This window comes from Salipiger sp. (assembly GCF_059781815.1).
The window spans coordinates 8,391-18,723 of sequence record NZ_JBYNAH010000088.1; the positions used below are offsets into that span (position 1 = coordinate 8,391).

Annotated in this window: 9 protein-coding genes; 7 read left to right on the forward strand and 2 right to left on the reverse strand. The window is 64.7% G+C overall.

All coding sequences use genetic code 11. The features are described from left to right. Nucleotides 1-61: 61 nt before the first annotated feature. Both clpA and gloB read right to left on the reverse strand, forming a co-directional pair. On the reverse strand, nucleotides 62-2,392 hold the full coding sequence (gene clpA, locus AC6RA4_RS12020) for an ATP-dependent Clp protease ATP-binding subunit ClpA (RefSeq protein WP_500160569.1): 2,331 nt from the start codon (nucleotides 2,390-2,392) through the stop codon (nucleotides 62-64). A gap of 155 nt (nucleotides 2,393-2,547) precedes the next feature. Further along, nucleotides 2,548-3,303, reverse strand: coding sequence for a hydroxyacylglutathione hydrolase (gene gloB / locus AC6RA4_RS12025; RefSeq protein ID WP_500160571.1), 756 nt, complete (start codon nucleotides 3,301-3,303; stop codon nucleotides 2,548-2,550). A 63-nt stretch (nucleotides 3,304-3,366) separates the two neighbouring features. On the opposite strand from gloB, the gene AC6RA4_RS12030 reads away from it, so the two are divergent. The 7 genes from AC6RA4_RS12030 to AC6RA4_RS12060 all read left to right on the forward strand — a co-directional run bounded on the left by AC6RA4_RS12030 (nucleotide 3,367) and on the right by AC6RA4_RS12060 (nucleotide 10,061). After that, nucleotides 3,367-4,116: a methyltransferase domain-containing protein gene (locus AC6RA4_RS12030; RefSeq protein ID WP_500160573.1), complete on the forward strand. Its 750-nt coding sequence runs from the start codon at nucleotides 3,367-3,369 to the stop codon at nucleotides 4,114-4,116. A gap of 481 nt (nucleotides 4,117-4,597) precedes the next feature. Then, nucleotides 4,598-5,164: a F0F1 ATP synthase subunit delta gene (locus AC6RA4_RS12035; RefSeq protein WP_222603021.1), complete on the forward strand. Its 567-nt coding sequence runs from the start codon at nucleotides 4,598-4,600 to the stop codon at nucleotides 5,162-5,164. Next, nucleotides 5,165-6,703 (forward strand): F0F1 ATP synthase subunit alpha, encoded by a 1,539-nt coding sequence (gene atpA / locus AC6RA4_RS12040; RefSeq protein WP_500160575.1) that lies wholly within the window; start codon nucleotides 5,165-5,167, stop codon nucleotides 6,701-6,703. It begins immediately after the preceding gene. 21 nt (nucleotides 6,704-6,724) lie between these two features. Beyond that, on the forward strand, nucleotides 6,725-7,606 hold the full coding sequence (locus AC6RA4_RS12045) for a F0F1 ATP synthase subunit gamma (RefSeq protein ID WP_500160577.1): 882 nt from the start codon (nucleotides 6,725-6,727) through the stop codon (nucleotides 7,604-7,606). A 16-nt stretch (nucleotides 7,607-7,622) separates the two neighbouring features. Then, nucleotides 7,623-9,047 (forward strand): F0F1 ATP synthase subunit beta, encoded by a 1,425-nt coding sequence (gene atpD, locus AC6RA4_RS12050; protein ID WP_500160579.1) that lies wholly within the window; start codon nucleotides 7,623-7,625, stop codon nucleotides 9,045-9,047. Between the two features lie 48 nt (nucleotides 9,048-9,095). Further along, nucleotides 9,096-9,530, forward strand: coding sequence for a F0F1 ATP synthase subunit epsilon (locus AC6RA4_RS12055; protein ID WP_500160581.1), 435 nt, complete (start codon nucleotides 9,096-9,098; stop codon nucleotides 9,528-9,530). A gap of 180 nt (nucleotides 9,531-9,710) precedes the next feature. Then, nucleotides 9,711-10,061, forward strand: coding sequence for an H-type lectin domain-containing protein (locus tag AC6RA4_RS12060; protein WP_500160583.1), 351 nt, complete (start codon nucleotides 9,711-9,713; stop codon nucleotides 10,059-10,061). The last annotated feature ends 272 nt before the right edge of the window (nucleotides 10,062-10,333 follow it).

Below are 10,333 nucleotides of genomic sequence, written 5' to 3' on the forward strand. Positions count from 1 at the left end.
ATAAAAAACTCCGCCGCGCGGGGCGCGGCGGAGTCTCTTTGCGATACTGCGGCCCTCAGGCTCAGTCGGCGGTGAGAAGCGGCGGCTTCTTCGAGGACAGGCGCAGCTTGTCCGGCCCCTCGATCGACAGCGAGAGCTTGTCGTCCTTGACGCCGACCTTGACCACGCCGCCCTTGGTGAGCTTGCCGAAGAGCAGCTCCTCGGCGAGCGGCTTCTTGAGGTTCTCCTGGATCACGCGGCCCAGCGGACGCGCGCCCATGCGGTCGTCGTAGCCCTTGTCGGCGAGCCACTCGGCCGCCGGCTTGGTGAGCTCGATGGTGACGTTGCGATCCATGAGCTGCGCTTCGAGCTGCAGCACGAACTTCTCGACCACCGAGAGGATGACCTCCTTGGGCAGCGGCTGGAAGCTGATGACCGCGTCGAGGCGGTTGCGGAACTCAGGCGTGAAGGTGCGCTCGATGGCGGCGGTGTCCTCGCCCTCGCGACGGTCGCGACCGAAGCCGATGGCGGCCTTGGCCTGCTCGGCGGCGCCGGCATTCGAGGTCATGATCAGGATCACGTTGCGGAAATCCACCGTCCGGCCGTTATGGTCGGTCAGCGTGCCGTGGTCCATCACCTGCAGCAGGATGTTGTAGACATCCGGGTGCGCCTTCTCGATCTCGTCGAGCAGGAGCACGCAATGCGGGTGCTGATCGACACCGTCGGTGAGCTGGCCGCCCTGGTCAAAGCCGACATAGCCCGGAGGCGCGCCGATCAGGCGCGAGACCGCGTGTTTCTCCATGTATTCCGACATGTCGAAGCGCAGCAGTTCCACGCCCAGCGTGCTGGCGAGCTGCTTGGCCACCTCGGTCTTGCCGACACCGGTCGGGCCGGCGAACAGGTAGTTGCCGATCGGCTTTTCGGGCTCGCGCAGGCCGGCACGAGCCAGCTTGATCGCCGAGCTGAGCGCCTCGATGGCGGTGTCCTGACCGAAGACCACGCGCTTGAGGGTCTTTTCCAGATCCTTGAGCACCTCGGCATCGTCCTTGGAGACGTTCTTCGGGGGGATGCGCGCGATCTTGGCGACGACCTCCTCGATCTCCTTGGCGCCGATGGTCTTGCGGCGTTTGGATTCGGCCACCAGATGCTGCGCCGCGCCGGCCTCGTCGATCACGTCGATCGCCTTGTCGGGCAGCTTCCGGTCATTGATGTAGCGCGCCGAGAGCTCGACCGCCGACTTGATGGCGTCGGCCGTGTACTTGATCGAGTGGTGCTCCTCGAAATAGGGCTTGAGGCCCTTGAGGATCTTCACCGTGTCCTCGACCGAGGGCTCGCTCACGTCGATCTTCTGGAACCGGCGGCTGAGCGCGCGGTCCTTCTCGAAGTGCTGGCGGAACTCCTTGTAGGTGGTGGAGCCCATGGTGCGCAGCTTGCCGCCTTGAAGCGCGGGCTTCAGCAGGTTCGACGCGTCCATCGCGCCGCCCGAGGTGGCGCCGGCGCCGATCACGGTGTGGATCTCGTCGATGAACAGCACCGCGTCGGGGTGTTCCTCGAGCTCGGTCACCACGGCCTTGAGCCGCTCTTCGAAATCGCCGCGGTAGCGGGTGCCGGCCAGCAGCGCGCCCATGTCGAGCGAGTAGATCGTGGTGTTCGACAGCACCTCGGGGGTGTCGCCGTTGACGATCTTGCGGGCGAGGCCCTCGGCGATGGCGGTCTTGCCGACGCCGGGATCGCCGACCAGCAGCGGGTTGTTCTTGCGCCGGCGGCAAAGGACCTGAATGGCGCGCTCGACCTCGTGCTCGCGGCCGATCAGCGGATCGACATCGCCCTTGCGGGACTTGGCGTTGAGGTCGACGCAGTACTTGCCGAGCGCCGATTCCTTGTTGTCGCCCGCGGGCTCCTGCGTCTGCGCCTTGGCCTCTTCCTCGGCCTCGGTGGCGCCCTGAACCGGGCGCGATTCGCCGTAGGCGGGGTTCTTGGCCACGCCGTGCGCGATGAAGTTCACCGCGTCGTAACGGGTCATGTCCTGCTCCTGCAGGAAATAGGCCGCGTTCGACTCGCGCTCGGCGAAGATCGCCACGAGCACGTTGGCGCCGGTCACCTCGGTGCGGCCCGAGGACTGCACGTGGATGGCGGCGCGCTGGATCACGCGCTGGAATGCTGCGGTCGGCACCGCCTCGGAGCCCTCGATGTCGGTGACGAGATTCGAGAGGTCTTCGTCGATGAACTCCACCAGGGTGGTCCGCAGCTCCTCGGTGTCCACGGAGCAGGCCTTCATCACGCGGGCAGCATCGGGTTCGTCGATCAGGGCGAGCAGGAGATGTTCCAGCGTCGCGAATTCATGGCTGCGCGAGTTCGCGAGCGCCAAAGCTGCGTGGATGGCCTGTTCCAGGGTATTCGAGAAAGACGGCACGGCGGCGCTCCTCTTTGTCTGCGTCGGGCTCGGGGCCCGACTTTGCCTTCTACAGTTTAAAGTTTGGTCGATCCCGACCACGCTTCAAGAAATTTCTGGACCGGCGGCGCTCACATTTGCAGTGAACCCTGCAATCTGGCGTGAAAAGCGGCGGGTCAGAAGCTGTCCTTTCGGGCCCGTATCTCGGCAAATACGCGAGCGTCGGGTGCGTCTTTCATGCCCAGTCGATCGCGGATCTCGGGGGATGCGGGACGCAGGAAAGGGTTCGTGGCCAGTTCCTCGGACAGCTTGCAGGTGGCAGTGGCGCGCCCCTCTGTCCGGGCTTTGGCAATGGCGTCAGATCTCAATTTAAGCGCCTCGTTGCCCGGTTCAATAGTCAAGGCGAAGCGGGCGTTCGATGCGGTGTATTCGTGACCGGAGCACACCAGTGTCTCTGGTGGTAGCGCCGACAGTTTCGACAGGCTCTCCCACATCATGTCGGGCGTGCCCTCGAAGATGCGCCCGCAGCCGAGCGCCATCAGGCTGTCGGCGGTGAACACGGCCTGTGCTTGCGGGAAATGGAAGGCGACATGACCCAGAGTGTGGCCGGGCACGAAGATCACTTCGACCGGCGTGCCGGCGATCAAGAGCGTGTCGCCGCCCTCGACCGCGGTGTCGAGCGGCGGCAGCTTGGCCTCCTCGGCCTTGGGGCCATAGACGGTGCAGCCATATTTTTCGCGCAGCTCGGCGACGCCGCCGACATGGTCATGGTGGTGATGGGTGATGAGCAGCGCATCGAGCCCCCAGCCGCGGCTCTCGAGCGCCGCGATGATCGGCCCGGCCTCGGGGGCGTCGATCAGGCAGACGCCGCCCGGCGTTTTCACCAGGTAGGCGTAATTGTCGCTGAGGCAGGGAACGGTGACGATCTCCATGGTCTTTCCTTATCGGCTTTGCCAGAGTGGCCCCCAACTTGGAGGATCACAGAGAGCGCCGCAATGCACCTTGATGTGCATAATCTGAGGGATTTCTATTACCGCAGCGCGCTTGGCCGCGCGGCGCAACGGGCCGTGCGCGATCAGGTGCAGCGCTACTGGCCCGACGGTAAGGGCCACACGATGGTGGGCTATGGCTTTGCCGTTCCGCTTCTGCGCCCTTACCTGCCCGATGCCCGCCGGGTGATCGGGCTCATGCCCGCGCCGCAGGGCGTGCTGCCGTGGCCCGCCGGTCAGCCCAATGTGACCGTGCTCTGCGAAGAGACGCTGTGGCCGCTCGAAACCGGCCATGTCGACCGGCTGGTGATGATGCACGGGCTCGAGACCTCCGACAGCCCGTCGGAGCTGCTCGACGAGTGCTACCGGGTGCTGGGGCCGGGCGGCGAGGCGCTGTTCATCGTGCCCAACCGGTCCGGGCTCTGGGCGCGCTCGGATGCCACGCCCTTCGGCTATGGTCGGCCCTATTCGCTGAGCCAGCTCGACAGCCAGCTCAGGCGGCACGATTTCATCCGGCAGAGCCATGTCTCGGTGCTTTACCAGCCGCCCTCGAGCCGGCGCTTCTGGATGCGCACCGGCCCGGCCTGGGAGCGCATCGGCCGGGCGATTCCGGCGCTGGTCGCGGGCGGTGTGCTGATCGTGCGGGCGTCAAAGCGCTACCCGCCGCAGCGCAAGGGGCTGGGAGACAAGGTCCGGGTGCCGAACCCGCTCGACGTGCTGGCGCCGGTTCCGAAGAAGGAGCCGAAGGTCGTCTGAGTGCCGGGCGATCCCGAAGACCGCCGCTTCGGGCTGAAAGAATCGGTCACCGGGACGTGACTCGCCCGGTCTTGACCGTGCTGCCGTTTGCGATACCACAGTCCCCCTGACCCACGCCGGAGCTTAGACTTTTGTCGGGCAGGACAGGCGGTTGCGCTGCGCCGCGGCAACGGTTTTTCCGCGTTTGCGCTATCGCATTTTGTCGCTCCGACGTTTGAAGAAAGGCTGAACCGGTTCGTCCGGATTAACGAAAAATCCCCTGTTTCCAGACGCCTGCCGCGTTCCTGTTGCTTCGGAATGCGCAAGTACTTGGAAAAAGGCGGGTTCCAGTCTGTCTGAAAGCCGCCTAAGCATGTTGCGAGGGCGGGGAGGCTCTGCTACATCCGCGCTGATTTCGACGCCACGGGGTTCCCCGCGGCAGGGACAACGCCTCCGGACACCGGGAGACACCCGTGTGTCGCGGGGGCCTCATATCGGAAGGGTGGACGTGTCAGAACCAGCTTCGATCTCCAGCGGCATCGCGGCACGCTATGCCACGGCGATCTTCGACATCGCCAAAGAGAACAACTCCGTCGGAAAGCTCGAGAGCGATACCGACGACCTCGCTCAAGCGCTGGCTGACAGCCCCGACCTGCGCGACATGATCTCCTCGCCGGTCTATCCGCGCCAGGCACAGAAGGACGGCATCCTTGCCGTGTCTTCCAAGATGGGCCTCGACAAGGCGCTGCACAACGCGCTGGGCCTGATGGCCGAGAAGCGCCGCCTGTTCGTGCTGCCGTACCTGGTCGCACAGCTGCGCGAGATGATCGCAGAGGAAAAGGGCGAAGTGACCGCCGAGGTGACCTCGGCCACCGCGCTCAGCGATGCGCAGGCCAGCAAGCTGGCCGAGACCCTCAAGAACAGCGTCGGCAAGGACGTGAAGATCAAGTCGACCGTCGATGAATCCCTCATCGGTGGTCTCGTCGTCAAGGTGGGCTCGAAGATGATCGACACGTCGGTCCGTGCCAAGCTCAACTCCCTCCAGAATGCAATGAAAGAGGTCGGATAAATGGGTATCCAAGCAGCCGAGATTTCTGCGATCCTAAAGGACCAGATCAAGAACTTCGGTCAGGAGGCCGAAGTCGCCGAAGTGGGTCGCGTGCTCTCCGTCGGCGACGGTATTGCCCGCGTGCACGGCCTCGACTCCGTCAAGGCCGGCGAGATGGTCGAATTCCCGGGCGGCATCATGGGGATGGCCCTGAACCTCGAGCGCGACAACGTCGGTATCGTGATCTTCGGCTCCGACCGCGACATCAAGGAAGGTGACGTCGTCAAGCGCACCAACTCGATCGTGGACGTGCCCGCCGGCCCCGCCCTGCTGGGCCGCGTGGTCGACGCTCTCGGCAACCCGCTCGACGGCAAGGGCCCGATCGAAGCCGCCGAGCGCCGCGTCGCCGACGTCAAGGCACCGGGCATCATCCCGCGTAAGTCGGTGCACGAGCCGATGGCAACCGGCCTCAAGTCGGTCGACGCGATGATCCCGATCGGCCGTGGCCAGCGCGAGCTGATCATTGGCGACCGTCAGACCGGCAAGACCGCGATCGCCCTCGACGCGATCCTGAACCAGAAATCCTACAACGACGCCGCCGGCGACGACGACAGCAAGAAGCTGTACTGCATCTACGTGGCCGTCGGCCAGAAGCGCTCGACCGTGGCGCAGCTGGTGAAGCGCCTCGAAGCCACCGGCGCCATCGACTACTCGATCGTCGTGGCCGCAACCGCGTCCGACCCGGCGCCGATGCAGTTCCTCGCGCCCTACGCCGCAACCGCGATGGCCGAGTACTTCCGCGACAACGGCAAGCACGCACTCATCATCTATGATGACCTGTCCAAGCAGGCCGTGTCCTACCGCCAGATGTCGCTGCTGCTGCGCCGTCCGCCGGGCCGCGAAGCCTACCCGGGCGACGTGTTCTACCTCCACTCGCGCCTGCTCGAGCGTTCGGCGAAGCTGAACGAGGATCACGGTGCCGGCTCGCTGACCGCGCTGCCGATCATTGAGACCCAGGGCGGCGACGTGTCGGCCTTCATCCCGACCAACGTGATCTCGATCACCGACGGCCAGATCTTCCTCGAGACCGAACTGTTCTTCCAGGGCATCCGCCCCGCCGTGAACACCGGTCTGTCGGTGTCGCGCGTCGGCTCCTCGGCCCAGACCAAGGCGATGTCCTCGGTTGCCGGCCCGGTGAAGCTGTCGCTGGCCCAGTATCGTGAGATGGCGGCCTTCGCCCAGTTCGGTTCCGACCTCGACGCCGCGACCCAGAAGCTGCTGAACCGCGGTGCGCGTCTGACCGAGCTGATGAAGCAGCCGCAGTACTCGCCGCTGACCAACGCCGAGATCGTCTGCATCATCTTCGCCGGCACCAACGGCTACCTGGACAACGTCCCGGTCCGTGAAGTGGGCAAGTATGAGGCCGCTCTGCTGTCCTTCCTGCGCGGCCAGCGCAAGGACATCCTCGAGTGGATCGAGAGCGAAGACCCGAAGATCAAGGGTGAACCCGCTGACAAGCTGAAGGCTGCGCTCGACGAATTCGCCGCGACCTACGCCTGAGCGCCCTGAAAGGACAGGATTATGCCTAGCCTCAAGGACCTCAAAACCAGGATCTCCTCGGTCAAGTCGACCCGGAAGATCACCAAGGCCATGCAGATGGTGGCCGCCGCGAAACTGCGGCGGGCACAGGACGCGGCCGAGATGGCACGCCCGTATTCCGAGCGCTTCAATGCGGTGCTCGGATCGCTGGCGGCGTCGGTGGGCGGCAGCCCGACCGCGCCCAAGCTGCTCTCCGGCACCGGCAAGGACGACGTGCAGCTGCTCGTCGTCATGACCGCCGAGCGCGGCCTTTGCGGGGGCTTCAACAGCTCCATCGTGAAGGCGGCGCGCGCCGCGATCGCCAAGCTGACGGCCGAGGGCAAGACGGTGAAGATCCTCACCGTGGGCAAGAAGGGCCGCGAACAGCTCTCCCGTGAATACGGGTCGCTGTTCGTGGGTCACGTGGACCTCAGCGAGGTCAAGAAGATCGGCTACGCGGATGCGCAGTCGATCGCCAAGGACCTGCTCACCCGTTTCGACGAGGGCGAGTTCGACGTGGCGACCATCTTCTATGCGAAGTTCGAGACCGTGATTTCGCAGGTCCCGACCGCCCAGCAGATCATCCCGGCCGAGTTCGACGCGGCCGAGGGCGACGACGCTGGCGCGTCCCCGCTCTATGAATACGAGCCCGGCGAGGAAGCCATCCTTGCCGATCTCCTTCCCCGGGGTGTCTCTACCCAGATCTTCTCGGCTCTGCTGGAGAACGCCGCCTCGGAACAGGGGGCTCGGATGAGCGCCATGGACAACGCCACGCGCAACGCGGGCGAGATGATCGACAAGCTGACCATCGAGTACAACCGCTCGCGTCAGGCGGTCATCACCAACGAACTGATCGAAATCATCTCGGGCGCCGAGGCGCTCTAAGAACCGGAGACGATAAATGGCAAACGCAAAAGGCAAAGTGACCCAGGTCATCGGCGCCGTGGTCGACGTGCAGTTCGACGACCACCTGCCCGAGATCCTGAACGCGCTGACCACCACCAACGACGGCAAGACCCTGGTTCTTGAAGTTGCACAGCACCTCGGTGAGAGCACCGTCCGCACCATCGCGATGGACTCGACCGAAGGTCTGGTCCGTGGCCAGGAAGTGCTCGACACCGAGAAGCCGATCTCGGTCCCGGTGGGTAACGCCACCCTGGGCCGCATCCTCAACGTCGTGGGCGAGCCCGTCGACGAGCAGGGCCCGGTCGAGGCGGAAGAGTACCGCGCGATCCACCAGCCCGCTCCCGAGTTCGACGAGCAGGCGACCGACACCGAGATCCTCGTGACCGGCATCAAGGTCATCGACCTGCTGGCCCCGTACTCGAAGGGCGGCAAGATCGGCCTCTTCGGCGGCGCCGGTGTGGGCAAGACCGTTCTCATCATGGAACTGATCAACAACATCGCAAAGGTGCACTCGGGCTTCTCCGTGTTCGCCGGTGTTGGCGAGCGCACCCGTGAGGGCAACGACCTCTACCACGAGATGATCGAATCCAACGTCATCAAGCCCGACAACCTGTCGGAATCGCAGGTGGCGCTTGTTTACGGTCAGATGAACGAGCCTCCGGGGGCCCGTGCCCGCGTCGCGCTGACCGGCCTGACCCTGGCCGAGCAGTTCCGTGACCAGTCCGGCACCGACGTTCTGTTCTTCGTCGACAACATCTTCCGCTTCACCCAGGCCGGTTCCGAGGTGTCCGCACTTCTCGGCCGTATCCCGTCCGCCGTGGGTTACCAGCCGACGCTGGCCACCGACATGGGCGCGATGCAGGAGCGCATCACCTCGACCAAGAACGGCTCGATCACCTCGATCCAGGCCGTCTACGTTCCCGCGGACGACCTCACCGACCCCGCGCCGGCAACCACCTTCGCCCACCTCGACGCGACCACGGTTCTCAACCGTGCGATCTCGGAGCTCGGCATCTACCCGGCCGTGGACCCGCTGGACTCCAACAGCCGGATCCTCGACCCGCAGGTCGTCGGTGAAGAGCACTACCAGGTGGCCCGTGACGTGCAGGGTATCCTCCAGCGCTACAAGTCGCTGCAGGACATCATCGCGATCCTCGGCATGGACGAACTGTCGGAAGAGGACAAGCTGACCGTGGCCCGCGCCCGGAAGATCCAGCGTTTCCTCTCGCAGCCGTTCGACGTGGCGAAGGTCTTCACCGGCTCGGACGGTGTCCAGGTTCCGCTGGAAGACACCATCTCGTCGTTCAAGGCCGTTGTCGCGGGCGAGTACGACCACCTTCCGGAAGCTGCCTTCTACATGGTAGGCGGCATCGACGAGGTGCTCGCCAAGGCCGAGAAGCTGGCCGCGGAAGCTGCCTGATGACTGCCGGGGGGCCTTCGTGCCCCCCATTACCAACCGGAGGCCCTAATGGCTGATACGATGCAATTCGATCTGGTGAGCCCCGAGCGGAGCCTTCTGTCGACCCAGGCCAAGACCGTGTCGATCCCGGGCACCGACGGCGACATGACGGCAGGCCCCGGCCACGCCGCCGTGATCACCACGCTGCGCCCCGGCATCCTCAAGGTCGAGACCGAGAAGGGCACCGAGGAATTCGTGGTCACCGGTGGCTTCGCCGAGATCGGCACCACCATGACGGTGCTGGCCGAGCGTGCCGTGCCCTACGCCGACATGACGCAGGAGACCTATGAGGATCTCGTGCGCGAGGCGCAGGCCTACTATCAGAAGGTCGTCGAAGAGTTCGAGAACGAGCCCGGTCCGGTCGACGACGCTGCCAAGCTCCTGCAGGACATGGTTGCGGTCGGCGGTCACATCGGCCTCGATCCCAAGCAGCCGAACTTCTGACGCGGTTCTCAGCGCAAGACAGATCGGAAACCCCGCCATATTCGGCGGGGTTTCTTGCATTTCGGGACCTCGCCCATGGCGTGACGCCAAAGCGCAACGCTGAGCTTTCCGGTTGTGGTCAGGCCCTTTCCATCTTTCGTCGTATTGCAGATGATACGGGCGCGGATGAATGAGGGCAGAATGCGCAGACTGAACGCGAGCCAGATCGGAATTGATCAGGGCAATGTCGAGGTGTTTTCGGAATTCGCGAACGGCGGAGACATGTGGACCGGCTCGGGCTCGCGCGAGCGCCGCAAGCCTGTCGTCTTTTCCGAAGCCTACCGCCAACCGCCGTCGGTGCAGGTGTCCCTATCGCTCTGGGATATGGATCAGGGCGCGAATGTGCGCGCCGATCTGGCGGCGGAGAACGTGACCGAAACCGGTTTCGATCTGGTCTTCCGCACCTGGTCGGACACCCGGGTGGCGCGGGTGCGGATGTCGTGGCTGGCGATCGGCGAGATCGCCTCCGAAGACGACTGGCAGCTCTACTGATCTTTCGGAACGGCGCGTTTCTGACGCCTCATGCGATGCGCCGACCTCGGTGACCCCGACAGGGGCGTGCGGACTGCGATGCCGTAGCGCAGCCGCCTCGCCTGTCATGGCGGCCGGCGCGACGCGACGTCGCGGAGGCTTGGCCAATCCCTTTGACTTGAGTCAAAGGAATATCTTGAACACAAATTATACTTATGCGTGCGTCTCCCCGTGGCTCGGTGGATTCACATCCGAAGTGCAAATTCTGTATGAAAACAGAATATTGCATGGAG